Consider the following 25,537-nt stretch of genomic DNA (forward strand, 5'->3'; position numbering starts at 1 on the left):
GTTCAGGTTCTCGGCTCGGGATCACAAGAGCGAGAACGAACAGGCGTTAACCACGGTTCTCGAGGACACCGCGTAAACGTCTCTTAACGTGACGTTTACCATCCAGGCGGCATTTTCTGCCTAGCGGAGCGTCAGTGTCTTCCGCGAGTTTGGGGCGGGAACGCGTGGGCGGCTTTACGGCGGCGTTGCAGAAGTTTGGGATCGGCCGTCTGGCGGCGGTTCTCGGCGTGGCCGCAGGCGTGACCGCCGTGCTGGTCGCCGTCATGCTGCGCATGGGGCAGGCGCCGGACGCCCTGCTTTATTCCAACCTCGATCTGCGCGAGGCCGGCGAGATCACCGCCGCTCTGCAACAGGCGGGCATCAAATACGTGTCCAAGGGCGACGGCTCGACCGTGATGGTCAATCGCGACGACGTTGGCACGGCTCGGATGTTGATCGCCGAGAAAGGGCTCGTGACCTCTGGGTCCATCGGCTACGAAATCTTCGATAATCAGTCGGTTCTGGGTCAGACCGAGTTCCAGCAACAGCTGAACGAGCAACGCGCCCTGCAGGGCGAGCTGTCGCGCACCATCATGTCGATGCGGGGCATCACCGCCGCCCGGGTCCACATCACCATGCCGCGTCGCGAGATGTTCACCGCAGCCGCTGGCGAGCCGACCGCCGCAGTCCTGGTCGGGTTGGGCGGTCGGGACCTGACGCCGGATCAGGTGCGGGCGATCCGCAACCTGGTGGCTTCGTCCGTGCCGAACCTGAAGCCCGACCGCGTCACCGTCGCGGACCAGAACAATCGCACCCTGGCGGCCGGCTCCGATGACGGAACCTTCTCTTCCGCCTCGGCCGCCGAGGCCAAGGGCAATACCGAGTCCCAGTTGCAGGCCCGCATCAAGGATATCGTCGAGGGCGTCGTCGGCATCGGCGCCGCGCGGGTCCAGGTCACGGCCGACATCGACCAGAGCCGGTCCACCACCCAGGAGCAGAAGTTCGATCCCGATGGTCAGGTCGTGCGTTCGACCACCGCCAACGGCTCGCAATCCTCGGACACCACGGGCCAGAACGACGGCGGCGTGACGGCCGCCAACAACATCCCCGGCGGCGCACCGCCTGCCAATACCCCGGCCGGCGCGACCAGCGCCGAAAACGCCGAGACGACCAACTACGAAATCTCCAACACGACCACGACCACGACCAAGGAGCCCGGCGAGGTCAAGAAGCTGGCGGTCGCGGTCGCCGTCGATGGCAAGTGGACCCCTGCCGCCGACGGCAAGGGCGAGCCGACCTATGCGCCGCGCACCGCTGAGGAAATCGCCCAGATCAAGTCGCTGGTGGCCGCCGCCGCCGGGATCGACGAGGCGCGGGGCGACAAGATCGAGGTGATCAACGTCCGCTTCAATCACGACACGGGCATTGCCGGCGGTCTGGAGGGCAAGGCGCCGCTGATCGACTTCTCGCGTACCGACATCATGCGGTTGATCGAACTGGCCATCCTGGCCGTGGTGGCCCTGCTGCTGATCTTCTTCGTGCTGCGTCCGCTGTTGAAGACGGCGGGCGGCGGGCCGGCCCCTGCAATGCTTCCCGGTCCTGACGGCACGCCGGTCGAGATGGTGACGACCACCGTCATCGGCGCGGATGGCCAGCCCAAACTGGTCCAGCTCCCGGCCCCGAACGAGATGGACCAGAAGATCGACATCGCCCGGATCGAGGGCCAGGTGAAGGCCTCGTCGGTTAAGAAGGTCGCGGATTTCGTCGCGGCTCATCCCGATGAGGCGGCCGGTATTCTGCGGACCTGGGTGGCGGAAGGCTGATGGCCAAGCTCGTCACCAAGAAGAACTCTATTGACGACCCCAACAAGCTGACGGGGCCGGAGAAGGCCGCCGTCATCCTGCTGGCGCTCGGCGAGGACCATACGGCCCTGTGGGAAAGGCTGGACGACGAGGAGGTCAAGGAGATCTCCCAGGCCATGGCCACCCTGGGTTCCGTGACCGCAGAAGCGGTGGAAGCCCTGATGATCGAGTTCGTCTCGGGGCTGGCGGGCTCCGGCGCTGTCGTGGGCAGCTTCGAACAGACGCAGAAGCTGCTGTCCTCCTTCCTGCCCAAAGACCGCGTCGAAGGTCTGATGGAGGAAATCCGCGGTCCGGCCGGTCGGACCATGTGGGACAAGCTGGGCAATGTGAACGAGGCCGTCCTCGCCAACTACCTGAAGAACGAATACCCCCAGACCGTCGCCGTCATCCTGTCCAAGGTGAAGTCCGATCACGCCGCCCGCGTGCTGACGGCTCTGCCGGAAGATTTCGCCCTGGAATGCGTGCAGCGGATGCTGCGGATGGAGCCGGTTCAGCGCGAGATCCTCGACAAGATCGAGGCGACGCTGCGCACCGAATTCATGTCGAACCTGGCGCGCACCTCCAAGCGCGACAGCCACGAGATGATGGCCGACATCTTCAATAGTTTCGATCGCCAGACCGAGGCGCGCTTCATCGGCGCCCTGGAAGAGCGCAGCCGCGAATCCGCCGAACGGATTCGCGCCCTGATGTTCGTGTTCGAGGATCTGTCCAAGCTGGACCCCGGCGGCGTGCAGACGCTGCTGCGGGCGGTGGACAAGGACTCGCTGGGCCTGGCCCTCAAGGGCGCGTCGGAGCCTCTTCGCGAGATGTTCTTCTCCAACATGTCCGAACGCGCCTCGAAGATCATGCGCGAAGACATGGAATCCATGGGTCCGGTCCGCCTCAAGGACGTCGACACCGCTCAGATGGCCATGGTGCAGGTCGCCAAGGATCTCGCGGCGCGCGGCGAAATCATGCTGGCCGGCCAAGGCGCCGAAGACGAGTTGATCTACTGACATGAGTACGCCCTTCGCCTTCGATACAGAGTTCGACGCCGATGGTTCGGTGGTGCGCCAGAGCACCTGGAAGCCGGCCAAGCGCAGCTATCTGCCGGCCGAGGTCGATGCGCTGGTGGCGCACGCCAAGCTGGAGGCCCGCCAACAGGCGCTGGCCGAGATCGAGAATATTCGCGCCATGGCCCTGACCAACATCGCCCAGGGCGTCGCGGCCGCCATGCCTTCGCTGCGCGGCGTGGCTCAGGCCCACCGCGAGCAGTCTGCGGATCTGGCCCTGGCGGCGGCCCGCGCCATCGGCGGCGCGGCGCTGGAGCGGTTCCCACAGGCCCCTTTGCGCGCTGCGCTCGAGGCGCTGGCGCAAGAGATTGACGCTTCGCCGCGTCTGGTCGTGCGCGCCGCCGGTCTGGACGACGAAGGTCGCGCTCAGATCGAGCGGGCCTGCGCCGACAGCGGTTTCACCGGCGTCGTCGCCTTCCGCGAAGAGCCGGGCATGGGCGCGGCGGCTTTCCAGCTGGAATGGGCCGACGGTCGCGCCGACCATGATCCTGAAGGTTCCGCCCAGCGCGTTGCTGAAGCCCTTACCGCCGCCCTGGCCTCCGAGGCCGGGCACGCCGAACCCCCAATCAATGCTGACCGGAGTGATTTCTGATGGCCTCCGACGATCTTTCGCTCGAGGAGTTCCCGGACTCCACCGCCCTGGCCACGGTCGATGACCATGGAGACAAGACCGCCGCCGATCTGGCGACGGTGTTCGAAGTGCCGGTGAACATCTCGGCTGTGCTGGGCAAGTCGCACATGTCGGTGGCCCAGCTGCTGAAGCTGAACAAGGGTTCGGTGCTGGAGCTGGACCGCAAGGTCGGCGAGGCCATCGACATCTTCGTCAACAACCGCCTGATCGCGCGCGGCGAGGTCGTCGTCGTCGACGATCGGCTGGGCGTGACCATGACGGAAATCATCAAGACCGAGGACTCGGGGAGCTGAGGCGACACCGCGCAGGCTCTGCGCGGCTGAACGACGGCGACCCGGATGAAAGTTTAGAGGAGAAGAACAATGCGTCTTCTAGTGGTAGGCAGACTGAGCGGACAGCTCGCTTCGGCGGTGAAGATGGCCATGGCGCACGGCGCCAAGGTCAGCCACGTCGAGCGTACGGACCAAGCGACCGAGCAGTTGCGACGAGGGCAGGGCGCCGACCTTCTGATGGTCGATTATCAGCTCGACATCGCAGCCCTGATCGCCGCGAACGAGGCCGAACGGATCACGGTCCCGGTCGTCGCCTTCGGTGTCGATGCCGATGCGCGAGAGGCCGCCGCCGCCATCAAGGCCGGGGCCAAGGAGTTCATTCCTCTTCCGCCCGACGCGGAACTGATCGCCGCCGTTCTGGCCGCCGTCGCTGACGACGAGAAGCCGATGATCTCGGCCGACCCGTCGATGAAGGCGGTGCTGCAACTGGCTGACCAGGTGGCGCGCTCGGAAGCCTCGATCCTGATCACCGGCGAAAGCGGCGTCGGCAAGGAGGTGATGGCGCGCTACATGCACGACAATTCGCGCCGGTCGGAACGTCCCTTCATCAGCGTCAACTGCGCCGCCATTCCTGACAATCTGCTGGAATCCGAGCTGTTCGGCCACGAGAAGGGCGCCTTCACCGGCGCCGTCGCGCGCCGCATCGGCAAGTTCGAAGAGGCCGACGGCGGCACCCTGCTGCTGGACGAAATCAGCGAAATGGACGCCCGGCTTCAAGCCAAGCTGCTGCGCGCCATTCAGGAGCGGGTGATCGACCGCGTCGGCGGCTCCAAGCCTGTGCCCGTCAACATCCGCATCATCGCCACCTCCAACCGCGACCTGGCCCGCGCCGTGTCGGAAGGCACCTTCCGCGAAGACCTGCTTTACCGGCTGAACGTCGTCAATCTGCGCCTGCCGGCCCTGCGCGAGCGTCCGGGCGACATCGGGGTTCTGGCCGAGCATTTCATCAAGAAATACGCTGCCGCCAACGGCGTGCCGGTCCGGCCGCTGTCGGCGCGGGCGCGCCAGGCGATCAGCGCCCACCGCTGGCCCGGCAACGTCCGTGAGCTGGAAAACGCCATGCACCGCGCGGTGCTGCTGGCGACCGGGCCCGAGATTGACGTCGATGCGATCCGCCTGCCGGACGGCCAGCCCCTGACCCCGACCTCGGGCATGGTGGGCGCGGCCTCGACGGGGCACGAAAATCCCTATGGCGGCGGTGTGGCGGCGCGTGCGGCCCAGGCCGCCGATGCGGTGACGCGCAGCTTCGTCGGCCAGACGGTGGCGGCGATGGAAAAGACCCTGATCCTGGACACCCTGACCCACTGCCTGGGCAACCGGACCCATGCGGCCAACATCCTGGGCATCTCGATCCGCACCCTGCGCAACAAGCTGAACGAATACGCCGATGAGGGCACCACCATTCCCGCGCCGCAGTCGGGCGTATCGGCCTCGGGCTACGCGGCCTGAGCATGAGCGGCGGCGTGGATCGCAGGGCCTTGATCGCAGGCGGCCTGGGTTTCGGCGCGGGCCTGGCCCTGACCGCCTGCTCGCCCCGTCGTGAGGCCGAGATCCCCGCCGAGGCGCAACCGGATCTTTTCCTCTCCGATCTCGAGGCGCGCCATGGCGGCCGCCTGGGTCTCGCCGCTTTGGACGTGGGCGCCGGCCGCCGCACGCTGTGGCGCGGCCAGGAGCGGTTTCCCTTCTGCTCGACCTTCAAGCCCTTCCTGGCCTCAGCAACCCTGGAACGGGTGCAGCGCGACGAGGAACAGCTGGATCGTCCCGTGCGGATCACCCGTGCCGACATGGTCCCCCATGCGCCGGTGACCGAGGCGGCCGTCGGCCGCACCCTGACGATCCGAGAACTGATGCAGGCGGCGGTGGAAGTCAGCGACAATCCCGCCGCCAACATCCTGATCCGCGAAATGGGTGGAATCGCCGTATGGCGTTCGTGGTGGCCGACGTTCGGCGACACCACGACCGTCATCTCGCGCCTGGAGCCGGACCTGAACACCGCCCTGCCCAACGATCCGCGCGACACCTGCCTGCCCGAACAGACGCTGGCCAATATCCGCGAGATGGCATTCAGTGATCGGCTGACGCCGGAAAACGACGCCCTGCTGCAAGGCTGGCTGACGACCTCGCCGACCGGTGCGAACCGGATCAAGGCCGCCGCGCCCGAAGGCTGGACCGTCGCCCACAAGACAGGAAGCGGCGCCAACGGCACGGCCAACGACGTCGCCATGCTGACGCCGCTGAGCGGTTCGCCGGTCATAATCGCCGCCTATTTCACCGGCGCGACCGAGGCGACCGAAGATCAGCGCGACGCCGTGATCGCCGAGGCGGCCCGCCGCGCCCTGAAGGCGCTGGGCCGTGACTGATACGCCCCTGATGATGAAGGACGGCATGGCGCGCCCCACCGGGCGCGACGTTCTCAGCTGGGTCAATCGCGGCGAAGTGCTGATGGCGGTTGGCGTGATCGGTGTGATCATGCTGCTGATCCTGCCGGTCCCGAAAATGCTTCTGGACCTGCTGCTGGCGATCTCGCTGGTCTCGTCCGTGCTGATCCTGATGACGGCCGTGATGATGAAGCGGCCGCTGGACTTCGCCATCTTCCCGACGGTGCTGCTGGTCTCGACCCTGTTTCGCCTGGGCCTGAACCTGGCCTCGACCCGCCTGATCCTGACCCACGGCCAGGAAGGCCACGACAGCGCCGGCCAGGTCATCAACGCCTTCGGTCAGTTGATGATGGGCGGGAATTTCATCATCGGGGTGATCATCTTCGCCATCATCCTGGTGGTGAACTTCGTCGTCATCACCAAGGGTTCGACCCGGATCGCCGAAGTCTCGGCCCGCTTCACCCTGGACTCCATGCCGGGCAAGCAGATGGCCATCGACGCCGACCTGTCGTCGGGTCTGATCACTGAAGACCAGGCCAAGTTGCGCCGCAAGGAGCTGGAACAGGAATCAACCTTCTTCGGCGCCATGGACGGCGCCTCGAAATTCGTTCGCGGCGACGCCGTCGCCGGCCTCATCATCACCTTCATCAACGCCATCGGCGGCGTCCTGATCGGCACGCTGCAGCACGGTATGCCGGCGATGGAGGCCGCCAACACCTATGTCCAGCTGACCATCGGTGACGGCCTGGTCACCCAGGTGCCGGCCATCATCATCTCGATCGCCGCCGGCTTCCTGGTGTCCAAAGCGGGCGTCGAGGGCACGGCGGACAAGGCCATGGTGACCCAGCTGGCCACCAACCCGGTCTCGCTGGGCGTGGTGTCGGGCGCGGCCGGCCTGATCGGCCTGATCCCCGGCATGCCGCTGATTCCATTCGCCGCCCTGGCGATTGGTTCAGGCTTCATGGCCTGGCGTCTTGGTCGAAACCGGCTGAAGCCCCAGCCGACTGAGGCGGAGATCGCCGCCGCCGCCAAGCCCAAGGAGGAGGTCGAGGAGCCGATCAGCAACGTCCTGACCATCGACGAGGTGAAGATCGAGCTGGGCTACTCCCTGCTCAGCCTGATCAATGATCTCGAGGGCCGGCGCCTGACGGATCAGATCAAGGCCCTGCGCCGCTCGCTGGCGCAGGAATATGGCTTCGTCATCCCCCAGGTTCGCATCCTCGACAATATGCGCCTGCCGACCCAGGGCTACGCCATTCGTATCAAGGAGATGGAGGCGGGGCAGGGCGAGGTGCGTCTGGGCCACCTGATGGCGATGGACCCCTCGGGCCGTCAGGTCGAGCTGCCCGGCGAACATATGCGCGAGCCGGCCTTCGGCCTGCCCGCCACCTGGATCAACGAGAACCTGCGCGAAGAAGCCACCTTCCACGGCTATACGCTGGTTGATCCCTCGACGGTGCTGACGACCCACCTGACCGAGATCCTCAAGGAGAATATGGCGGACCTGCTGTCCTACAGCGAGACCCAGAAGCTGCTGAAGGAACTGGGCGTCGAAGAGAAAAAGCTGGTCGAGGAACTGATCCCCAGCGTCGTCACCGTCACCACACTTCAGCGGGTGCTCCAGTCCCTGCTGCGTGAAAAGGTCTCGATCCGCGACCTGCCCGCCATCCTGGAAGGTCTGGCCGAGGCGGCTCCGCATAGCTCCAGCGTCACCACCCTGGTCGAACATGTCCGTGCGCGGCTGGCCCGCCAACTGTGCTGGCAGCATCAGGGCGGCGACGGCGCCCTGCCGATCGTGACCCTGTCGCCCGAATGGGAAGCCGCCTTCGCCGAGAGCCTGATCGGCGGCGGCGAGGAGAAGCAACTGGCCATGGCGCCGTCACGGCTGCAGGACTTCATCCGCTCCGTGCGCGACACCTTCGAACGGATCGCCATGTCCGGCGAGAATCCCGTCCTGCTGACCGGCCCGCAGACCCGCCCCTATGTCCGTTCGATCATCGAGCGGTTCCGGGGGCAGACCGTGGTCATGAGTCAGAACGAGATTCACCCCCGCGCCAAGCTGCGGACCCTTGGCCAGGTCTAAGGGCCAGGACTGAGGCTCAATTCGCCACCGTCCAACCGCCCGCCGAGGCGTTGCGCGCCACATCATTGATCGGTCGCGCAACCAGGCCCGACTGGGTGATCCACACCTCGTATCGAGCGCCGTCGGCCATCGGCATATAGGCCGCCGATCCATACAGGGTGTCCGCCGCGTCGACATAGGGGCGGTACTTGCGGATCGCGTCCCAGGCCTCGACCTTGAAGGGCACGGCGCCGTTGCGGGCGTTAGACGCCGCCGCCGCGAGGTCATAGGCGCTGCGCTCGCCGTGCAACTCCTGTTCAACGGTGCGATATCGGCCGGACAGCCGGTCCAGCCGGTACTGCGAATCCAGCCCCATGACATTGGCCCACGGCTTCCACTTCAGAACCTGGGCCTCAATCCGCCAGTCGTCGCCGTGCACCGGATACAGAGCGCCGGCGTCGGCTGTCTGTCCGTACGGCGTCGGTTGCGTCAGGTTGATCTCGTAATACTGCGGCCCGATCTGGCGCAGAGCCAGGGTCGCCACCGGACGCTCATAGGTCAGCCGCTCGTAGGTCTGGAGGTTCATGCCGAACAGGGCCGCCAGCGACGCCGCCCACAGCGCGCCGCCCCCGAACAGCGAGCCCGCCACGCCCCGCACGGGCTTGCCCCCAAACAGCGCCCTCAGGCCCCGGATCAACACGACAAAGCCGATCAGCGCCGCAGCCGTCGGCAAAAACCACCACCACCAGATCATTGTCTGCTCCCCTTGTTCGACCTGCCCCCCGCAGTGTCCAAGGCGACCATCTTAACCGTAAGTCGCCAAACGCCCGCAGGTTTCGTGCGACAGGCGTTTGACGTGCGTGGTCACGCCGTTAATGCTCCGCGCCATGACACCTCGTTCAAGCCAGAACTGGTCGCGTTTCAGCGACTTCGTGCGGACGCCGTCGCTGGTGCGCTCGATTGCCGCGCTCCTCACCCTGGCGTTCGTTCTGCTGCTGACGGTCAATGTCGCCAGCTTCGTGATGATCCAGCGGACGGCCACGATCAACGACGCCATCGAAAACGCACAACAGATGCGCCGGGCGTCACGCACTACCCTGATCGCCATGCTGAACGCCGAAACGGCCCAACGGGGCTTTCTTCTGACGGGCCGAAGCGATTTTCTGGAGCCGTTTGAGGCGGCGCGTGGCGAACTGGGCCCCGCGTTGACGCTATTGGACGAAGGCGCTGCCAAGGACCCATCGCTTCAGCCTTATGTGACGCGCATTCATGCCCTCGCCGACGCCAAGCTCGGCGAGATGGACAGGACTTTGACCCTGACCCGAGCCGGCCGCATCGGCCAGTCGATCCAGTTGGTGCGATCCGGACAGGGCAAACGCTATATGGATGAACTGCGGGCGACGATCGATGCGTTCGACACCCTGAAGTCGAGCCGCATCGCCGAGCGCACGCGAACGTCAGAGCGGCTTGGCGTCCTGACCGTGGCGATGAACGCCATCGCGGGGCTGTTGGTCGTGGTTCTGGCGCTGCTGTCGGCCTGGGTCGTTCGTCGCTATGTCGCCGAAATTCAGCGGGCCCGTGAAGAGCTGGACGCCCTGAACGCGGGGCTGGAAGACACGGTGCGGGACCGCACGGCCGCCCTGACGCGCGCCAACGACGAGATCCAGCGCTTCGCCTATATCGTCAGCCACGACCTGCGCGCGCCCCTGGTCAATGTGATGGGCTACACCTCCGAACTGGAGCAGGCCGGAAAGATCATCGACAAGGCCATCGCCGAGGCGGAGACGGAACGGCCCGTGGCGCAGGACGTCGTCATGGCGGTTCGCGAGGACATGCCCGAGGCTATCGGCTTCATCCGCGCCTCGACTGAAAAGATGGACCGGCTGATCAACGCCATTCTGAAACTGTCGCGCGAGGGACGGCGGAACCTGCTGCCCGAGACCCTGGACATGACCGCCATGGCCCAGAACATCGCCGACAGCGTCCACCACCAGACCGAGGCTTCGGGCGCGCGGATCGTCGTAGAAGACCTGCCCTCGGTCGACAGCGACCGTCTTTCGATGGAGCAGATCCTCGGCAATCTGATCGATAACGCCGTCAAATATCTGGATGCGACCCGTCCCGGCGAGATCGTCGTCTCCGGCGAGGAGGTCGCCGGCGGCTGGGTCGTCTATCGGGTCGCCGACAACGGCCGCGGCGTCGCCCCGCGCGACCATGAGCGTATTTTCGAACTGTTCCGCCGCTCCGGCAAACAGGACCGCGCCGGCGAGGGCCTGGGCCTGGCCTTCGTGCGCAACAGCGTGCGCCGTATCGGCGGCACGATCGATGTGGAGTCCGAGCTTGGCAAGGGCTCGACTTTCTTGCTGAAATTCCCCAAACGACTGATCCTGTCCGAACCCGGAGGCGTATTGTGACGCAAGCCGTCAAAATCATCATGGTCGAGGACGACCACGGTCACGCCAAGCTGATCGAGAAAAACATTCGCCGCGCCAACATCAACAACGAGATCAAGCATTTCGATGAAGGCGGGGCGGCGCTCGACTATCTGTTCAGCCCCGAGATACTGGCCAACGGCCCGCTGCTGATCCTGCTGGACCTCAATCTGCCGGACATGTCGGGAACGGACATTCTGGAACGGGTGAAGTCCGACGATCGGTTGAAGCGCGCCCCCGTGGTCGTCCTGACCACCACCGACGACAAGGTCGAAATCCAGCGCTGCTACGATCTGGGCTGCAACGTCTATATCACCAAGCCTGTCGACTATGAGTCCTTCGCCGGCGCAATCCGCCAGCTGGGCCTGTTCTTGTCCGTGATGCAGGCGCCGGAGATCGAGTGATCGAAACCTCGGGCGCCATCCGCCTGCTCTACATCGACGATGATCGCGGCTTGTCGCGCTTGGTCGAGAAGGAGTTGGGCCGTCACGGTTACGCCGTGACCTGCGCCCCTGACGGGGACGCGGGCCTGGTGCTGCTCGCGGCCAATGAATACGACGTCTGCGCCCTGGACCATTACATGCCGACGCGCGACGGGCTGGACGTCTTGCCGGACATCCTGGCGCTGACCGCGCCGCCGCCCATTGTCTATGTGACCGGCGCCCAGGACGGCCGGATCGCCGTCGCCGCCCTGCGGGCCGGCGCTGCCGACTATGTGATCAAGGACGTGTCCGAGGACTTCACCTCCCTGCTGCGGTCCGCGCTGGATGACGCCCTGCTGCGCCGCCGTCTGGAGCGTGAGAACGAGATCGCGCAGGAGGAAATCCGCCTGGCCCGCGACCGCGCCGAGGCCATGCTGCGCGAGGTCAATCACCGCGTCGGCAACTCGTTGCAACTGGTGTCCAGCTTCATGTCCTTGCAGATGCGGCACATCGACGACGACCGCGCCCGCGAAGCCCTGCGCGAATGCCAGGCCCGGATCGAGGCCGTGGCTCACGTCCATCGCCGTCTCTACAACTCGGGGGACATGAGCCGGGTGGCTATGGACGACTATCTGGAAGGCCTGATGGACGAGCTGTCCAAGTCGCTCGGCCCAGGCGAAGGCTCGCCCCGTCTGGTCGTGGACGCCGCCCCCATGTGGGTCACGACCGACCAGGCCGTGTCCCTGGGCGTCGTCGTCGCCGAGCTGGTCACCAATGCGGTCAAATACGCCTATCAGCCGGGGCAGGGCGGCGAGATCCGCATCAGCCTGAAGCCCGACGGCGAACATCGCGCCATACTGACCGTAGAGGACGACGGTCCCGGTCTGGGCGACGGCACGCCCAAGGGCACCGGCCTGGGGGGCAAGATCATCTCGGCCATGGCCTCGGGCCTGCGCTCGGCCGTCGAGTTCGACTCGGCCCACAAGGGCGTGCGCGCCAGGCTGGCCTTCGACCTCTGAGGTCGGACATTCGCCATGCTCCAGTTCGGTCTTCGTAATCCCGCTCTCGACTATCGCCACCGCGCCACGGCCTTCGGCGTGGTGGAGCGTGACGGCCTGATCGCCTGCGTCCGGGTCGAACGACCGGCCGGCGCCTATTTCGACCTGCCCGGCGGGGCGGTGGACGGCGAGGAGACCGAGGTCGAGGCCCTGGTGCGCGAGTTTGTCGAGGAGACGGGCCTTTCGGTGACGCCCCTGAACCGCATCGCCGAGGCGGGCCAGTATCATCTGAAGAGCAATGGCGAGCCGCTCTACAATGTCGGCGGCTTCTGGACCGCATCGGTCGTGGCCGAGAACCCGGACGCCAAATGCGAAGACGATCACACCCTGGTCTGGCTGGAGCCGAACGTGGCCCTGTCGCGCCTGCGCCATGACGCCCACGCGTGGGCTGTCGCGGTCTGGCTGCGCCGCGCAAGCTGAGCCTTACGGAACAAGCCTCTCGGCCATCCCGTTCTTCCTGCACGTCACGGCGCTATGGCAGCGCCGCTCGCAAAGGAGAGTTCCCATGGCTGATCATGACCGTATCGAAGGCTCCGCCAAGAATATGGGCGGCAAAATCAAGGAAGGCGCGGGCAAGATGACCGGCGATTCCAAATTGCAGGCCGAAGGCAAGGCCGATCAGGTCGAAGGCAAGGTCCAGAACGCCGTCGGCGGGGTGAAGGACACCGTCCGCGACAATCGCAACTGACGCGACAAGATCCTGATACGTCAGACGCCGTCCGCGAAAGCGGGCGGCGTTTTCGTTTGGTCAGTCGTCGCCCCACAACTTCAGCTTCAACCCTTTTTCCTCCGTCGCCCCGACCGGGCGGCATTCCGAGCTGAAGCCGCCGCGTTCGGGCCGGGGGCGGCAATCCATCTCCTTGGGCAGAGGCGAATCTGTCGGCGCGCGCGACTGGGGGCCGCATTGCAGTCCGTAAGGCGAGCCGCCGGGCTCGGCCGCCTGGGTCATCTGACACTCGCCCGCCATGCCTGCCGGACGCAGGGCGTCGGGCAGATCAGGGCCCAGGGCCAGGGCGAGCTGGGCCCGCACCTCGGCCTGACACACCTCCAGCGACCGTTCGCCCCGCAGCTGCGGGCTGCACCGCGCCCGCTCATAACCGAAGGGATCGGCGAGGCCCCATTCCGGGACATTGTGGGCAGGGCGTGGCGGCGGGGCTTCGGCGACGGGCGGCGCCTCCCAGACCACAGCCGGGGCGGCCTGTTGGGCCAGAAGAAGCAGGGCGAAGGCGGCGAGCATGTCTCAGGCCTTTTCACTATCCGCGGGCACTATCCACGGAGCGTTTCGCCCCGGACGCGAACCCTACCTTGTCAGCGCCCGCATCGCCTTGTCGAGCCCTTCCAGCGTCAGGGGGAACATTCGGTCGTCCATCACCTCGCGCAGCAGGCCGACGGAAGCGGTATAGTTCCAATACCGCTCCTGCACCGGGTTCAGCCACACGGACTTTTCCCACTGCCGCCGGGCGCGTTGCATCCAGATCGCCCCGGCCTCTTCGTTCCAGTGTTCGACCGAACCGCCCGGCATGGTGATCTCATAGGGCGACATGGTCGCATCGCCGACGAAGATGGCGCGCCAGTCGCCGGGATATTTGTTCAACAGATCCCAGGTCGCGATCCGCTCGGTGTGACGCCGCCGGTTGTCCTTCCAGACACCTTCGTACAGGCAGTTGTGGAAGTAGAAGAACTCCAGGTTCTTGAACTCGGTCCGGGCCGCCGAGAACAACTCCTCCACCAGCTTGATATGGCCGTCCATCGAGCCGCCGATGTCGAGGAACAGCAGGACCTTGATCGTGTTGCGCCGCTCGGGCCGCATCTGGATGTCCAGCCAGCCCTGGCGCGCCGTGCCGTCGATGGTGCCGTCGATGTCCAGTTCTTCGGCCGCCCCTTCGCGTGCGAAGCGGCGCAGGCGACGCAGGGCCACCTTGATGTTGCGGGTGCCCAGCTCGACCGTGTCGTCCAGGTTCCGGAACTCGCGTTTCTCCCACACCTTGACCGCCCGGCCATGCTGACCCGGCCCCCCGATACGGACGCCCTCGGGATTATAGCCGCCGTGACCGAAGGGGCTGGTCCCGCCCGTGCCGATCCATTTCGATCCGCCGGAATGGCGTTCCTTCTGCTCCTCCAGCCGCTGTTTCAGCGTCTCCATCAGCTTGTTGAAGCCGCCCAGCGTCTCGATCTGCGCCTTCTCCTCGTCGGTCAGATATTTTTCGGTCAGCAGCCGCAGCCAGTCCTCGGGGATTTCGGTGGTCAGATCCTCGCCCGCGCCGACCGATTCCACGCCCTTGAACACGGTCCCGAACACCTGGTCGAACCGGTCATAGTGTTTCTCGTCCTTGACCAGCACCGCGCGCGAAAGATGATAAAAGGCCTCGATCTCACGCCCGGCCAGATCGCGATCCATCGCCTCCATCAGATGGAGCCATTCCTTCATCGACACCGGAACCTTGGCGTCGCGCAGGGCGGTGAAGAAGGGCAGGAGCATTAAATGTCGCCCAGGCTGCGGAGCGCCTGGTCCAGTTCTGGCAGGCTTACGCTGGCGATCAGCCATAGAACGTCCGGCTTCAGCGTCTCATAGCTGTGCGCCACACGATTCCGCAGATTGACGATGTCGGGCCACGGAATGTCTGGCAGGCGAGTCTTTATGCCGTCGCTCAGGAAACGTGCGCATTCTCCCGTCCGCAACAAGTTCATGCAGACGGCGTCGTAAACCAGCGTCTGACGCATGAAGCCCTCCCGGCCTTCAGATGCGATGTAGAATTTTACACGACCGGCGGCGTCCAGGATCTCCGCGATGAGGTTCGCGTCGGCTTCGTCAGACAAGGATCAGGTCTTTCTCGACCTTCGTCCTGACATAGGGCCGCATGACTTCCCAGGAACAGAACTCGACCGGCGTCTCCAGTCTTTCCGCCAGCAGGCGTTCTGTTGTCAGAAACTCGATGCCCATGGGCTTGGAAGTATCCACCAGCAGGTCCACGTCGCTGTTCGGCCCCGCCTCGTCCCGAGCGTAGCTGCCGAACAGGCGCACGTTGACGATGCCCTGCTCCTCGAGCCAGGGCTTCAGGTCGCGCAGCTTTTCCAGCAGTTCGGCGCGGGTCATGCCCGCACCATAGTCTATCCGCGCCGCAAGATGAACTCGTGGTCGCGCCAGGCGCCGACCGGGTATTCGTACTCCCCCGCCTTCTCGAACCCATAGGCGGCGTACAGGCGCTGGGCCTTTTCGTTGCCGCTCCAGACGCCGATCCACAGCGGGCCCAGGGTGTGGGCCTCCATCCAGTCCAGCGACAGGGTCAGCAGTTTCGTGCCCAGCCCCAGACCCTGCGCGGCCTTCGACACATACAGACGCCGCAGCTCCATATGCTCCGCTCTGGCCTCGGGATGGGGCAGACCGTTGGGACCCGCGTTGGCGAAGGCCAGCAGTTCGCCGTCCCGCTCGGCCACCCACCAGGCGCAGCCCGGTTCGGCCAGCTTCTTTCGCGTCGGCTCGGGGTCGAAGCTGGCGTCCAGGAAGGCCTTAAGGTCCATCTCTGGATAGGGGATGCCGAAACCGGTCACGAAGGTGTCGATGAAGGTCCGGCGACCCAGGGCGCCCAGGGCTTCGGCGTCTTCGAGGCGGGCAGGGCGGATCAGAGTCTCGGTCATGATCCGGCTCTACAATGGGGCGAGGCGCGCGTCACCGCCGACAGGCGGCGCGCAGACATGTTCGGGCAAGGTTGTGTCCGCGCTCGAGGGCGGTTACGACCTTGAAGGACTAGGCCGCTCGTCGGTCGCACATGTCGCCGCGCTCGGGGAGGAATAGGACGTACAACGCCTTGAAACTTAAGGCCCGTCCGATCGCCATGTCATCCCCCGCCCTATCCCTCGATTCGACCGAAGACTCTGCCGCCCAGCCGGCCGGCGGGTCTGCGGCACGCGCCTTGGTCGGCGTGCGGCCGGGCGCCATCACCCTGACGCGCCACGGCGAGCCGGCTCTATCGCGCAAATGCCTGATCACCGCGCGTCAGTACGGCGACTGGTGGGCGAAATACGAGATCGGCGGCCTGCTGGCCGGCCAGACCCCGCCGCCGGAACTGGTGGCCACGGCCCAGGGCGCCGGCGCCATCTACGCTTCGACCCGTCAGCGGGCCCAGGAAACCGCCGCCGCCGTCGCTGCGGGGCGCGAGGTGATGTCGGACGTCCTGTTCATCGAAGCGCCCCTGCCGCCGCCGCCGATCCCCGACTGGATCAAGCTGTCGCCGAAATGGTGGGGCGTGGTGTCGCGCTTCTGGTGGCACGCCTTCGATCACCACGGCGGCCAGGAAACCCGCGCCCAGGCCGAGGTCCGCGCCGAACAGGCCGCGCGCAAACTGATCGCCCGCGCCGAAACCGGCCAGGACGTGCTGGTCTTCGCCCACGGCTATTTCAATCACATGGTCGGCGCGCGGCTGAAGGCCGACGGCTGGAAACTGGTGCATAATCAGGGCTTCAAATACTGGTCCCAGCGCCGCTACGAGAAGCGATAGCCGCATCCACCGTTGATGCAGGCTTCGACCCCCTCTAGGGTCCGCGCCATGACCGATACCGCCGCCGCCATCCCCGCCGACCTCAGCTTCGAAGACGCCCTGCAGCGCCTGGAGACCATCGTCTCGCGCCTGGAATCGGGCCAGGCGCCGCTGGAGGAATCCATCGCCCTGTACGAGGAGGGCGCCAAGCTGAAGGCCCATTGCGAGGCCCGTCTGAAGGCGGCGCAACTGCGCGTCGAAAAGATTGTGGTCGGCCCCGACGGCCAGGCCAAGGGCGTCGAGGCGGCGTCGTTCGAATGACGCAGACCATCACCTTCGACGACGTCATGAACATCGACAGCACCGTCGGCCGGATCGTCACGGCTGAAGCCTTCCCCGACGCGGACGGCGGGTTGTGGGTGGTCGGCGAGGCTCGCGACCTGCCGCTGGGCGGGCGTCTGTTTTGAACCATATCCTGGCCGCCAATTCGCCCGAGCAGGCGGTGATCGACCGGGTCGCCGAGGTCGCCGATCTGGTGACCGTGGCGCTCGACGAACTACTGCCCCGCGCCGAGGGGCCCGAAGCCCGCCTGACCGAGGCCATGCGTTATGCGGCGCTGGGCCCCGGCAAACGGCTGCGACCCTTCTTCGCGCTGGAGGCCGCGCGGCTGTTCGACATCGACGAGCGGTCGGTGCTGCGCGCCGCCTGCGCCCTGGAATGCGTCCACGCCTACAGCCTGGTCCACGACGACCTGCCCTGTATGGACGACGACGACATGCGGCGCGGTCGCCCGACCGTCCACCGCGCCTATGACGAAGCCACGGCGGTTCTGGCCGGCGATGCGCTTCAGACGGCGGCCTTCGACATCATCCTGCACGAGGACACCCACGACGACGCGGCGGTTCGTTGCGAGCTGGCGGCGCGGCTGTCTATGGCCTCGGGCGCGCGGGGTATGGCCGGCGGCCAGATGATCGATTTGCTGGGCGTGCGCGACGACCTGGGCGGGGTCGCCCGGATGCAGCGGCTGAAGACCGGCGCCCTGTTCGCCTACGCTTTCGAGATTCCGCTGATCATCGCCGAGGCCTCGGCCCAGCATCAGCACGCCCTGATCAGCTTCGCCCACGACGTCGGCCTGGCCTATCAGATCGTTGATGATCTTCTGGATGCGGAAGGTTCGCCCGAGGAAATGGGCAAGGCCGCCGGCGGCAAGGATGCGGCTTTGGGCAAGACCAATTTCGTCACCCTGCTAGGCCTCGACGCCGCGCGACAGAGGGTCGCGCATCTTTCCGACCAGGCCCGTGCCCATCTTGAGCCCTTCGGTCACGAGGCGGAAATCCTCAAGGCGAGCGTGGACTTTGTGCTAAAGCGCCGGTCCTGATACGAAACGTCGATCTCCCTCAGGGGTTGATCGATTAGACTTTCAAGGTTTTCCCGGCTGATGCCCGACACCCCGCTTCTCGACACCGTCAAGTTTCCTGCCGACATGCGGGGCTTCGACATCGCCCAGCTGAAGCAGTTGGCGCAAGAAGTGCGGGCCGAGACCATCGACGCCGTCTCGGTCACGGGCGGCCACCTGGGCGCCGGCCTGGGCGTGGTCGAACTGACCACGGCGCTGCACCATGTGTTCGAGACGCCCAAGGACATCCTGATCTGGGACGTCGGCCACCAGTGCTATCCGCACAAGATCCTGACCGGCCGTCGCGACCGGATCCGCACCCTGCGCCAGCCCGGCGGCCTGTCCGGCTTCACCAAGCGCAGCGAGAGCGAATACGACCCCTTCGGCGCCGCCCACGCCTCGACCTCGATCAGCGCCGCTCTGGGCTTCGCCGCCGCGCGCGATCAGAAGGGTGAGAAGAACAAGGTCGTGGCCGTCATCGGCGACGGCTCCATGTCCGCGGGCATGGCCTATGAGGCGATGAACAACGCGGCCGAGGCGACCAATGGTCAGCTGATGGTCATCCTGAACGACAACGACATGTCCATCGCCCCGCCGGTCGGGGGGATGAGCGCCTATTTGGCCGGTCTTGTGTCCGGCGGCGCCTATCAGAACGTCCGCCGCCTGGGCCGTTCGGTCGCCCAGCATCTGCCGCGCCCCTTCCGCAACGCCGCCAAGAAGGCCGAGGAATACGCCCGCGGCATGGTCACCGGCGGCACCCTGTTCGAGGAACTGGGCTTCTACTACGTCGGCCCCATCGACGGGCATGACATGGAAAACCTGGTCCCCATCCTGAAGAAGGCGGCGGCCATTGAGGACCGGCCGGTTCTGGTCCATGTCGTCACGCAAAAGGGCAAGGGCTACGCTCCGGCCGAGAGCAGCGCCGACAAACTGCACGCCGTGGTCAAGTTCGATGTGGTCTCGGGCAAACAGGCCAAGTCCGTTTCGAACGCCCCCAGCTACACCAAGGTGTTCGGGACCGAACTGATCAAACACGCCAAGATCGACCCCTCGATCGTGGCCATTACCGCCGCCATGCCGTCGGGCACCGGTCTGGACCTGTTCGGCCAGGCCTTCCCCGAGCGGACCTATGACGTCGGCATCGCCGAACAGCACGCCGTCACCTTCGCCGCCGGTCTGGCTGCGGACGGGATGAAGCCGATCTGCGCCATCTATTCCACCTTCCTCCAGCGCGGCTATGACCAGGTGGTTCACGACGTGGCGATCCAGTCGCTGCCGGTGCGGTTCGCCATGGACCGGGCCGGTCTGGTCGGCGCCGACGGGGCGACGCACGCCGGGTCGTTCGACATCGGCTTCATGGGCGCCTTGCCCGGCATGGTGCTGATGGCAGCCGCGGACGAGGCCGAGCTGGCGGGCATGATTTCCACCAGCCTGGCCATAGACGACCGCCCCAGCGCCTTCCGCTATCCGCGCGGCGACGGCGTCGGCGTCGAGATCCCGGAACTGGCCGCCCCGTTCGAGATCGGTCGCGGCCGGATCGTGCGCGAGGGCACGTCCGTCGCCATTCTGTCCCTGGGCACGCGCTTGCAGGAGTCGCTGAAGGCCGCCGATCTGCTGGCCGCGCGGGGCGTGTCCGCCACCGTCGCCGACGCCCGCTTCGCCAAGCCGCTGGACGCTGACATGATCCTGCGTCTGGCGCGCGAGCACGAGGCCCTGATCACGGTGGAGGAGGGGGCCATGGGCGGCTTCGGCGCCTTCGTCCTGCAACTGCTCGCTGAGAAAGGCGCGTTGGATCGCGGCCTGAAGGTCCGCACCCTGAACCTGCCCGACGTCTTCCAGGATCAGGACGCGCCCGCCGCCATGTACGCCCAGGCCGGGCTCAACGCAGACCATATCGCCGCCGCCGCCCTGCGCGCTCTGGGTGTCGAGACGGCGCGGGCCGCCAGGGCCTGAGACCCGCAGCATGACCGCCGGCGCGTCTCCCCGGCCGGTCGGGTCGGCCTTCCTGATCGGTTACGCCGTCGCCTATATCGGCGCCTTCATCGGGGTGGCGCCGCTGCTTCAGGTGCTCGCGCCCCTGCACGCCGGCCTGATCGACGGGGAAACCAAGGGCGCGCTACTTAGTCAGGCCTTGTTTTGGGGCTGTATGGCGGCCGGGATCGGCAATATCATCGGCGGCGCCCTCAGCGACCGGACCCGGTCGCGGCACGGCCGGCGGCGCCCCTGGATCGTGATCGGGGCCGTCCTGACGGTGGGCAGCTACGTCGTCATACAACAGTCCTCTACCCCGCTAGGTCTGATATTGGGCCTGGTCTGTTTCCAGCTGACCTTCAACATCCTGCTGGCCCCGCTGATCGCCCTGTTCGCGGATCGAGTGCCCGAAAACCGGCGCAGCGCCATGTCGGCCGTCATGGGCATGGGCTATCCGCTGGCCGCCATGATTGGCTCGGTCGTCATGGCCTGGGGGCCGCAGGGCGAGGTGGCGCGGTTCGCGACCCTGGCCGCCGTCGTTCTGGTCGCGACCATCCCCTTCGCCTTGCTGTCGCGCGAGGATCCCGTGCCAGCCGACCGGGGGCGGGCGCCCCTGTCGGGGTTTTCGCTCTCCAGCCTGATGGCGCCCTTCGCCGTTCGCGACTTCACCCTGGCCTGGTCGTATCGGTTCCTGGTCGTCACCGGCTATTCGCTGGTGGCCTTCTATCTGCTCTTCTACATCGCCGACGCCATCGGCTTTCCGCGCCTCTTCCCCGGACGCTCGGCCGAAGCCGGCCACTCGCTGCTGACCGCCATCGCCGTGGTCGGGGTGGTCGGGGTCAGCACCATTGTCGCCATGGGCGGCTCGCGGATCACGCGGCGCAAGCCGCTCGCCATCACCGGAGGGGTGCTGCTGGCCATTGCGGCGGCGGTCATGGCGACCACTCAGGACTGGACCGCCGTCGTCGTCGCCTTCGCCCTCTATGGCGTGGGCCAGGGCTGCTATGGCGCCATCGATATCGCCCTGATGACCGATGTCCTGCCGTCGGTCGAGGACCGGGGCAAGGACCTGGGCCTGATCAATCTGGCCGTGACCCTGCCCCAGGCGATTGCGCCCCTGATCGCCCTGGTCCTGCTGGAGACCCTGGGTCTGGACTTCCGCAGCCTGTTCCTGGCCGCCACCGCCTGTTTCGGCGGGGCGACCCTGGCGGTGGCCTCGATCAGGCGGGTGCGGTGACGTCTTCCAACGGACCCAGACCGGCGTCGGTCCGCGCCAGCCGATAGGTTTTCACGGTCTTGTTCTCATATGGCTTGGCCAGGATGGTCGAGACGGCGCGCAGCTCGCCGACCGCCTGATCCCGGTTCAAGGTCAGCAGAACATAGCCCTTGGCCGACTGATCGCAGAATTTGACCTCGGGGTTGGCGGCTTCCAGCGCCAGGCCCAGCGGCAGGCCGCCGACGTGGTCGCCCGGCGAGGGGCTGGAGATGGACGAGGTTCCGAACTCGACCGCCCGGCGCTGGCCGCCGTTGTCGTACAGTTCGTTGACCCAGAAGGCGTGGCTGTCGCCGGCCAGGACGATGGGCTCGACCCCGGCCTGTTTCATCGTTTCGTACAGGCGCTCGCGGCCGGCCGGATAGCCGTCCCAGCTGTCCAGATTGAACGGCAGGCCCAGTTTGAACAGCTGGATCGCGGCCTCGACCTGGGGGCGGATGTCGGCCGGCAAGCCGGCGACCATCTGGGCCACCTGGGCCGGGGGCAGCATCTGTTCGATGTTCGGTCCCTTGACCCGCGCCATGACGACCTGGTTGCCCAGGATCTGCCACGGGCGACCGGCGGCCTTGGACTGAGCCATCGCATCCCCCAGCCAGCGGCGTTGGCTGTCGCCCAACAGATCGCGCGAAGGCTCCTGACGTTGGGCCTCGAAGGCGGCGAGGTCGGGACGGCCGTCGGCGGTCTTGGGGAGATTGGCGAAATCCATCTGCTCGTTGCGGGCCAGCAGCCGGGTCTCGACCATATGCAGGCTGGCCAGGTCGCCGAAGTGGAAGCTGCGGTTGATCGCCTCCTTCATGCCGCCGGCCTTGGCCTCGCGGATCGGCATCCATTCGTAATAGGCACGCAGAGCGGCCGCCTTGCGCGTCGCAAAGTCGCCCTCGGTCGCCGGCTGATGGTTTTCGGCGCCCATCATCCAGGTGTCGTTGGCGACCTCGTGGTCGTCCCACACGCAGATGAAGGCGGCGCGGGCGTGGGCGGCTTGCAGATCGGGGTCAGTCTTGCACTGGGCGTGGCGCGTCCGATAGTCGGCTAGGCTGACGATCTCGTGGGGCGGCTGCGGCGCCCGGTTCAACGGCGCGCCCGTCGCCATGCCGTAGTCATTCGGCGCGGCGCCATATTCGTAGATGTAGTCGCCCAGGTGGACGACCGCATCCAACCGCTCCAGCTGCGAGATCGCCTCATAGGCGTTGAACAGGCCGCCGGGATAAAGCTGGCAGGACACCACGGCCAGAGCCACGTCGGGCGTGTGGCCGTGGGGCAGGGTGCGGACCCGCCCGACCGGCGAGGTCACCCCATTGGCGATGAAGCGATAGAAATACTCACGACCCGGCTCCAGGCCGCGTCCGTGCAGGTCGTGCTTGACGGTGAAGTCACGCTCGGCGCTGGCGGTCAGGTCGGCGGGACGGCGCACCATGTCGGTGAAGCCGGCGTCGTGGGCCACTTCCAGAACCACTGCAATCTCCCCGACCGACGGATCGGCCGGGGTGACGCGCGTCCAGAAGATGGCCGAATGCTGATCCGGATCGCCGCTGGCCACCCCGTGAAGGAAGGCGACCTTACCGGCATGGGCGGCCTGGGCGACGGCGGGCGTCGCCGCCCCCGCGCCCAGCAGACCCAGAAGACTGCGGCGATCCAGATTCATCGTTCGATCCTTACAGTTTCAGCTTGAACGCCAGGCCGTACGACGCGGGCCGGCCGGCGATGAAGGTCGGCATGCCCAGGGCGTCGCCGGTGTTGCCGGCGTCCTTGATATATTCCTCGTCGAGGATGTTCTCGCCGAAGGCCTCGACGCCCCAGCCGCCCATGGCCGGCGTATAGCGAACCCGCAGGTTCAGCAGGCCATAGGCGTCCTGATATTCGTCCTGAACGACGTCCGCGACGAAGGCGCCGCTCGCGGTTGTTTGCAGATCGGGACGGTCATTGTCGTTGTCGAAGAAGACCTTGGACTGCCAGCTGTAGGTCGGCTGGACCTCGATCTCGCCGCCGGCGACCGGCAGGCGCCAGGTCGCGCCGATCGAGGCGGCGTTGTCCGGCGACAGGCGGAACCTGTTGCCGTCGTAGATGCCGTTTTCGAAGCGCGAGTGGTTGTAGGCATAGGTCACGAACAGGTCGAGCATCGACGCCACGGCGAAGTTGGCCTGACCTTCGAAGCCGTAGGACTTGGCCTCGCCGGCGTTGGTGGTGATGAACTGCGTGCCTTGTTGGACCGTCGTCTGGAAGTTTTCGTAGTTGTACATGAAGACCGCGCCATCGACGCGCAGGCGTCCGTCCAGCAGGGCCGACTTGGCGCCGATCTCGTAGCTGTCGACGGTTTCGGCATCGACCGGACTGAAGGTCGGCGCGCCGCCGGGGGTGGAGGGGGCCGAGGCGCTGATCACTTCCGGACGACGACCGCGGGCATAGTTGGCGTAGATATTGGCGTTGTCGGTCAGTTCGTAGCGCGCCGTGACGCGCCAGGTCACACCGTCGTCTTCCGAGTCATAGTAGGAGAAGTCGCCGTTGTTGGCGGTCGGCTGCGACGTCAGGCCGAACAGCGGAACGGCGCTGGCAGGCAGGCTCTGATAGGCCGGATTGGCCAAGGCGGCGATCAGGTTCAGGGCGTTGGTCCCCGTGACGGCGCCCGTTTGGATCGCCAAGAGCGCGCCGAGGGCAGAGCGGCTCTCGACCGAGCTGGCATAGCCCGTGGTCTTGTCGTCGCGGGTGTAGCGCACGCCCGCCGACATCTCGAACCGGTCGGTGAAGGCGTAGGTGGCGTCGGCGAAGACGTCGTAGGACGTCAGTTCCGAACTGTTGATCGAGGCCTCGATATGGTTCGTGTCCAGATTGGCGGCGATCGCGGTGGCGTAGGCGCCGGCGCCCAGCGGCGTCAGCATGGAGGCCAGGACGTTGCTGGCCACGGTAGAATAGGCCGAGAGCGGCAGGGTGTTGTCGCCGACAGTCGTCGCCGATCCGTCCAGAACCCCGGACAACTGGGCCAGGAGCAGACGCTCGTCGTATTGCGCGACCCCGCGCTGATAGCCTTCTTCATGGAACCAGCCGGCGCCGACGAAACCGCTCAGGCGACCGCCGTTGTCGAAGCCCAGACGCAGATCCTGGCTCCATTGTTCGCCGTGGGTCTCTTCCGCCGCCGTCAGGATGGGCAGGGACACGCCGTCGGCGTCGAAGGTCTCGTAGTTGTCGAACTCGCGGTAGGCCGTGGTCGAGTTCAGGCTCCAGGCCGAGTTCAGGTCGATCCGGGCCAGACCCGTCACGCCCCAGACTTCGCGGTCCAGACCCAGCGACTTGCCGCCGTCGAAATCGGCGCCCGGCGTCAGGGCCGCGCCCTCCCAGGGTTCCTTGCCGCCCAGGACGGCGCCGGTGTTGGCATCGGCCGGTTCATAGGCGATGGACTTGAACGAAGTGCCCGAGGCGTGGTCGTTCTGATAGTTGCCGATCACGTCGAACCGCATGGCGTCCGACGGCTCCCAGGCGCCCGACAGACGCACGGCCTTGGTCTCGATGGCGTTGTAGTCGTCGCCGCCCAGCAGGTTGTCGACCGAGCCGCCGCGGGTCTTGAGCCGGGTGGCCAGACGCAGGCCGGCGGTCTCGCCGACCGGCAGGTTCAGCGCGCCCTCGACCATCCGATAGTCTTCATTGCCCGCTTCGATATTGGCATAGGCCTCGGTCTCGCCGGGTTGGGCGCGGTTCTGGACCAGGTTGACCGCGCCGATCAGGGCGCCGCGGCCGTACAGGGTCGACTGCGGACCCTTGGCCACTTCGACGCGCTCCAGGTCGAACAGTTCGACGTATGAGCCGCGCGACTTGGAAATCGACACGCCGTCCTGGAACACCGACACGCGGGGTTCGGTCGTGGCCGCGCCGTCGTCCGAGGTGATGCCGCGCATCACGAAGCCCGGGTTGTTCGGCGACTGGTTCTGCACCAGGAAGCCCGGCACGAAGGCCGACAGCTGTTCGAAATCCTGAACGCCCAGGTCCGCCAGGAACTGGCCCGAATAGGCGGTCAGGGCGAACGGCACCTCGATGGTCTTCTGTTCGCGCAGCTGGGCCGTGACCACGATTTCGTCCAGCGTCGCCTGTTCCGCCGTCTGGGCCTGGGCCCCGTGCGCCGCCGCCATCACGCCGGTTATCGCTGCCGCCGCCATAAGCCGCGTCTTGAATTCATTCGCCATCGTATTTCCCCAAGTTGGCCTGAACGGCGGTCAGTAACCGGCGGC

Annotated in this window: 26 protein-coding genes; 18 read left to right on the forward strand and 8 right to left on the reverse strand. The window is 66.4% G+C overall.

Features of this window, described 5'->3' with window-relative positions; all coding sequences use genetic code 11:
• Positions 1-164 precede the first annotated feature (164 nt).
• The 7 genes from fliF to flhA all read left to right on the forward strand — a co-directional run bounded on the left by fliF (position 165) and on the right by flhA (position 8,317).
• Positions 165-1,802, forward strand: coding sequence for a flagellar basal-body MS-ring/collar protein FliF (gene fliF, locus ACW177_RS05450; protein ID WP_492028083.1), 1,638 nt, complete (start codon positions 165-167; stop codon positions 1,800-1,802).
• Positions 1,802-2,836 carry a flagellar motor switch protein FliG gene (fliG, locus tag ACW177_RS05455; RefSeq protein ID WP_492027608.1) on the forward strand — a complete coding sequence of 345 codons (1,035 nt, stop codon included), beginning with the start codon at positions 1,802-1,804 and terminating at the stop codon, positions 2,834-2,836. The genes fliF and fliG overlap by 1 nt, the downstream gene beginning before the upstream one ends.
• Before the next feature lies 1 nt (position 2,837).
• Positions 2,838-3,485, forward strand: coding sequence for a FliH/SctL family protein (locus tag ACW177_RS05460; RefSeq protein ID WP_492027609.1), 648 nt, complete (start codon positions 2,838-2,840; stop codon positions 3,483-3,485).
• Positions 3,485-3,817, forward strand: coding sequence for a flagellar motor switch protein FliN (fliN, locus tag ACW177_RS05465; RefSeq protein WP_492027610.1), 333 nt, complete (start codon positions 3,485-3,487; stop codon positions 3,815-3,817). Before ACW177_RS05460 ends, fliN begins: the two co-directional genes overlap by 1 nt.
• 69 nt (positions 3,818-3,886) lie before the next feature.
• The gene (gene flbD / locus ACW177_RS05470) at positions 3,887-5,305 is read left to right on the forward strand and encodes a sigma-54-dependent transcriptional regulator FlbD (protein ID WP_492027611.1); all 1,419 of its coding nucleotides are present in this window, start codon (positions 3,887-3,889) and stop codon (positions 5,303-5,305) included.
• Between the two features lie 14 nt (positions 5,306-5,319).
• The gene (bla, locus tag ACW177_RS05475; protein ID WP_492027612.1) at positions 5,320-6,216 is read left to right on the forward strand and encodes a class A beta-lactamase; all 897 of its coding nucleotides are present in this window, start codon (positions 5,320-5,322) and stop codon (positions 6,214-6,216) included.
• A gap of 10 nt (positions 6,217-6,226) precedes the next feature.
• A complete protein-coding gene (gene flhA, locus ACW177_RS05480; protein WP_492028084.1) occupies positions 6,227-8,317 on the forward strand; it encodes a flagellar biosynthesis protein FlhA in 2,091 nt (696 codons plus the stop codon).
• Positions 8,318-8,333: 16 nt separating this feature from the next.
• On the opposite strand, the gene ACW177_RS05485 is transcribed toward flhA, so the two are convergent.
• Positions 8,334-9,050, reverse strand: coding sequence for a hypothetical protein (locus ACW177_RS05485; protein WP_492027613.1), 717 nt, complete (start codon positions 9,048-9,050; stop codon positions 8,334-8,336).
• A 133-nt stretch (positions 9,051-9,183) separates the two neighbouring features.
• On the opposite strand from ACW177_RS05485, the gene ACW177_RS05490 reads away from it, so the two are divergent.
• The 5 genes from ACW177_RS05490 (at position 9,184) to ACW177_RS05510 (ending at position 12,896) form a co-directional block, all read left to right on the forward strand.
• The gene (locus tag ACW177_RS05490; protein ID WP_492027614.1) at positions 9,184-10,710 is read left to right on the forward strand and encodes a sensor histidine kinase; all 1,527 of its coding nucleotides are present in this window, start codon (positions 9,184-9,186) and stop codon (positions 10,708-10,710) included.
• 20 nt (positions 10,711-10,730) lie between these two features.
• The gene (locus tag ACW177_RS05495) at positions 10,731-11,132 is read left to right on the forward strand and encodes a response regulator (protein WP_492028085.1); all 402 of its coding nucleotides are present in this window, start codon (positions 10,731-10,733) and stop codon (positions 11,130-11,132) included.
• Positions 11,129-12,169, forward strand: a complete 1,041-nt coding sequence (locus ACW177_RS05500; RefSeq protein ID WP_492027615.1) for a sensor histidine kinase — start codon at positions 11,129-11,131, stop codon at positions 12,167-12,169. The genes ACW177_RS05495 and ACW177_RS05500 overlap by 4 nt, the downstream gene beginning before the upstream one ends.
• A gap of 15 nt (positions 12,170-12,184) precedes the next feature.
• On the forward strand, positions 12,185-12,628 hold the full coding sequence (locus ACW177_RS05505; RefSeq protein ID WP_492027616.1) for an NUDIX domain-containing protein: 444 nt from the start codon (positions 12,185-12,187) through the stop codon (positions 12,626-12,628).
• 85 nt (positions 12,629-12,713) lie between these two features.
• Positions 12,714-12,896 (forward strand): CsbD family protein, encoded by a 183-nt coding sequence (locus ACW177_RS05510; RefSeq protein WP_492027617.1) that lies wholly within the window; start codon positions 12,714-12,716, stop codon positions 12,894-12,896.
• A gap of 60 nt (positions 12,897-12,956) precedes the next feature.
• Here ACW177_RS05510 and ACW177_RS05515 read toward each other — a convergent pair whose 3' ends face one another.
• From ACW177_RS05515 to ACW177_RS05535, 5 genes are all read right to left on the reverse strand, one after another.
• A complete protein-coding gene (locus tag ACW177_RS05515) occupies positions 12,957-13,445 on the reverse strand; it encodes a hypothetical protein (RefSeq protein ID WP_492027618.1) in 489 nt (162 codons plus the stop codon).
• Between the two features lie 63 nt (positions 13,446-13,508).
• Positions 13,509-14,687 (reverse strand): vWA domain-containing protein, encoded by a 1,179-nt coding sequence (locus ACW177_RS05520; protein ID WP_492027619.1) that lies wholly within the window; start codon positions 14,685-14,687, stop codon positions 13,509-13,511.
• The gene (locus ACW177_RS05525; protein WP_492027620.1) at positions 14,687-15,025 is read right to left on the reverse strand and encodes a HepT-like ribonuclease domain-containing protein; all 339 of its coding nucleotides are present in this window, start codon (positions 15,023-15,025) and stop codon (positions 14,687-14,689) included. Before ACW177_RS05525 ends, ACW177_RS05520 begins: the two co-directional genes overlap by 1 nt.
• Positions 15,018-15,302, reverse strand: coding sequence for a nucleotidyltransferase family protein (locus ACW177_RS05530; RefSeq protein ID WP_492027621.1), 285 nt, complete (start codon positions 15,300-15,302; stop codon positions 15,018-15,020). The genes ACW177_RS05525 and ACW177_RS05530 overlap by 8 nt, the downstream gene beginning before the upstream one ends.
• A gap of 14 nt (positions 15,303-15,316) precedes the next feature.
• Positions 15,317-15,844: a GNAT family N-acetyltransferase gene (locus ACW177_RS05535; protein WP_492027622.1), complete on the reverse strand. Its 528-nt coding sequence runs from the start codon at positions 15,842-15,844 to the stop codon at positions 15,317-15,319.
• A gap of 197 nt (positions 15,845-16,041) precedes the next feature.
• Here ACW177_RS05535 and ACW177_RS05540 point away from each other — a divergent pair, with 197 nt between their 5' ends.
• The 6 genes from ACW177_RS05540 to ACW177_RS05565 are packed head-to-tail and all read left to right on the forward strand — an operon-like array spanning position 16,042 to position 21,287.
• Positions 16,042-16,704, forward strand: coding sequence for a histidine phosphatase family protein (locus tag ACW177_RS05540; RefSeq protein ID WP_492028086.1), 663 nt, complete (start codon positions 16,042-16,044; stop codon positions 16,702-16,704).
• A 48-nt stretch (positions 16,705-16,752) separates the two neighbouring features.
• Positions 16,753-17,004, forward strand: a complete 252-nt coding sequence (locus ACW177_RS05545; RefSeq protein WP_008260204.1) for an exodeoxyribonuclease VII small subunit — start codon at positions 16,753-16,755, stop codon at positions 17,002-17,004.
• Positions 17,001-17,150, forward strand: coding sequence for a hypothetical protein (locus ACW177_RS05550; protein WP_492027623.1), 150 nt, complete (start codon positions 17,001-17,003; stop codon positions 17,148-17,150). The genes ACW177_RS05545 and ACW177_RS05550 overlap by 4 nt, the downstream gene beginning before the upstream one ends.
• A gap of 35 nt (positions 17,151-17,185) precedes the next feature.
• Entirely contained in the window at positions 17,186-18,061 is an 876-nt protein-coding gene (locus ACW177_RS05555; protein ID WP_492028087.1) for a polyprenyl synthetase family protein, read from the forward strand.
• A gap of 57 nt (positions 18,062-18,118) precedes the next feature.
• Positions 18,119-20,032: a 1-deoxy-D-xylulose-5-phosphate synthase gene (dxs, locus tag ACW177_RS05560; protein WP_492028088.1), complete on the forward strand. Its 1,914-nt coding sequence runs from the start codon at positions 18,119-18,121 to the stop codon at positions 20,030-20,032.
• A 10-nt stretch (positions 20,033-20,042) separates the two neighbouring features.
• The gene (locus ACW177_RS05565) at positions 20,043-21,287 is read left to right on the forward strand and encodes an MFS transporter (RefSeq protein ID WP_492027624.1); all 1,245 of its coding nucleotides are present in this window, start codon (positions 20,043-20,045) and stop codon (positions 21,285-21,287) included.
• On the opposite strand, the gene ACW177_RS05570 is transcribed toward ACW177_RS05565, so the two are convergent.
• Positions 21,271-22,965 carry an alkaline phosphatase D family protein gene (locus tag ACW177_RS05570; protein ID WP_492027625.1) on the reverse strand — a complete coding sequence of 565 codons (1,695 nt, stop codon included), beginning with the start codon at positions 22,963-22,965 and terminating at the stop codon, positions 21,271-21,273. The genes ACW177_RS05565 and ACW177_RS05570 overlap by 17 nt on opposite strands.
• A 10-nt stretch (positions 22,966-22,975) precedes the next feature.
• A complete protein-coding gene (locus ACW177_RS05575) occupies positions 22,976-25,492 on the reverse strand; it encodes a TonB-dependent receptor (RefSeq protein ID WP_492027626.1) in 2,517 nt (838 codons plus the stop codon).
• Positions 25,493-25,537: the final 45 nt, after the last annotated feature.

The organism is Brevundimonas sp. AVps23W (genome assembly GCF_058681395.1).

Bases quoted from the DNA above. Each gene is read 5' to 3' on its own strand.
- ACW177_RS05540 (WP_492028086.1), top strand. From the start codon at position 16,042: ATGTCATCCCCCGCCCTATCCCTCGATTCGACCGAAGACTCTGCCGCC.
- fliG (WP_492027608.1), top strand. From the start codon at position 1,802: ATGGCCAAGCTCGTCACCAAGAAGAACTCTATTGACGACCCCAACAAG.
- flbD (WP_492027611.1), top strand. From the start codon at position 3,887: ATGCGTCTTCTAGTGGTAGGCAGACTGAGCGGACAGCTCGCTTCGGCG.
- ACW177_RS05550 (WP_492027623.1), top strand. From the start codon at position 17,001: ATGACGCAGACCATCACCTTCGACGACGTCATGAACATCGACAGCACC.
- flhA (WP_492028084.1), top strand. From the start codon at position 6,227: ATGATGAAGGACGGCATGGCGCGCCCCACCGGGCGCGACGTTCTCAGC.
- ACW177_RS05515 (WP_492027618.1), bottom strand. From the start codon at position 13,445: ATGCTCGCCGCCTTCGCCCTGCTTCTTCTGGCCCAACAGGCCGCCCCG.
- ACW177_RS05495 (WP_492028085.1), top strand. From the start codon at position 10,731: ATGGTCGAGGACGACCACGGTCACGCCAAGCTGATCGAGAAAAACATT.
- ACW177_RS05530 (WP_492027621.1), bottom strand. From the start codon at position 15,302: ATGACCCGCGCCGAACTGCTGGAAAAGCTGCGCGACCTGAAGCCCTGG.
- ACW177_RS05460 (WP_492027609.1), top strand. From the start codon at position 2,838: ATGAGTACGCCCTTCGCCTTCGATACAGAGTTCGACGCCGATGGTTCG.
- ACW177_RS05490 (WP_492027614.1), top strand. From the start codon at position 9,184: ATGACACCTCGTTCAAGCCAGAACTGGTCGCGTTTCAGCGACTTCGTG.
- ACW177_RS05510 (WP_492027617.1), top strand. From the start codon at position 12,714: ATGGCTGATCATGACCGTATCGAAGGCTCCGCCAAGAATATGGGCGGC.
- ACW177_RS05520 (WP_492027619.1), bottom strand. From the start codon at position 14,687: ATGCTCCTGCCCTTCTTCACCGCCCTGCGCGACGCCAAGGTTCCGGTG.
- ACW177_RS05545 (WP_008260204.1), top strand. From the start codon at position 16,753: ATGACCGATACCGCCGCCGCCATCCCCGCCGACCTCAGCTTCGAAGAC.
- ACW177_RS05570 (WP_492027625.1), bottom strand. From the start codon at position 22,965: ATGAATCTGGATCGCCGCAGTCTTCTGGGTCTGCTGGGCGCGGGGGCG.
- ACW177_RS05535 (WP_492027622.1), bottom strand. From the start codon at position 15,844: ATGACCGAGACTCTGATCCGCCCTGCCCGCCTCGAAGACGCCGAAGCC.
- ACW177_RS05485 (WP_492027613.1), bottom strand. From the start codon at position 9,050: ATGATCTGGTGGTGGTGGTTTTTGCCGACGGCTGCGGCGCTGATCGGC.
- ACW177_RS05575 (WP_492027626.1), bottom strand. From the start codon at position 25,492: ATGGCGAATGAATTCAAGACGCGGCTTATGGCGGCGGCAGCGATAACC.
- fliN (WP_492027610.1), top strand. From the start codon at position 3,485: ATGGCCTCCGACGATCTTTCGCTCGAGGAGTTCCCGGACTCCACCGCC.
- ACW177_RS05505 (WP_492027616.1), top strand. From the start codon at position 12,185: ATGCTCCAGTTCGGTCTTCGTAATCCCGCTCTCGACTATCGCCACCGC.
- ACW177_RS05565 (WP_492027624.1), top strand. From the start codon at position 20,043: ATGACCGCCGGCGCGTCTCCCCGGCCGGTCGGGTCGGCCTTCCTGATC.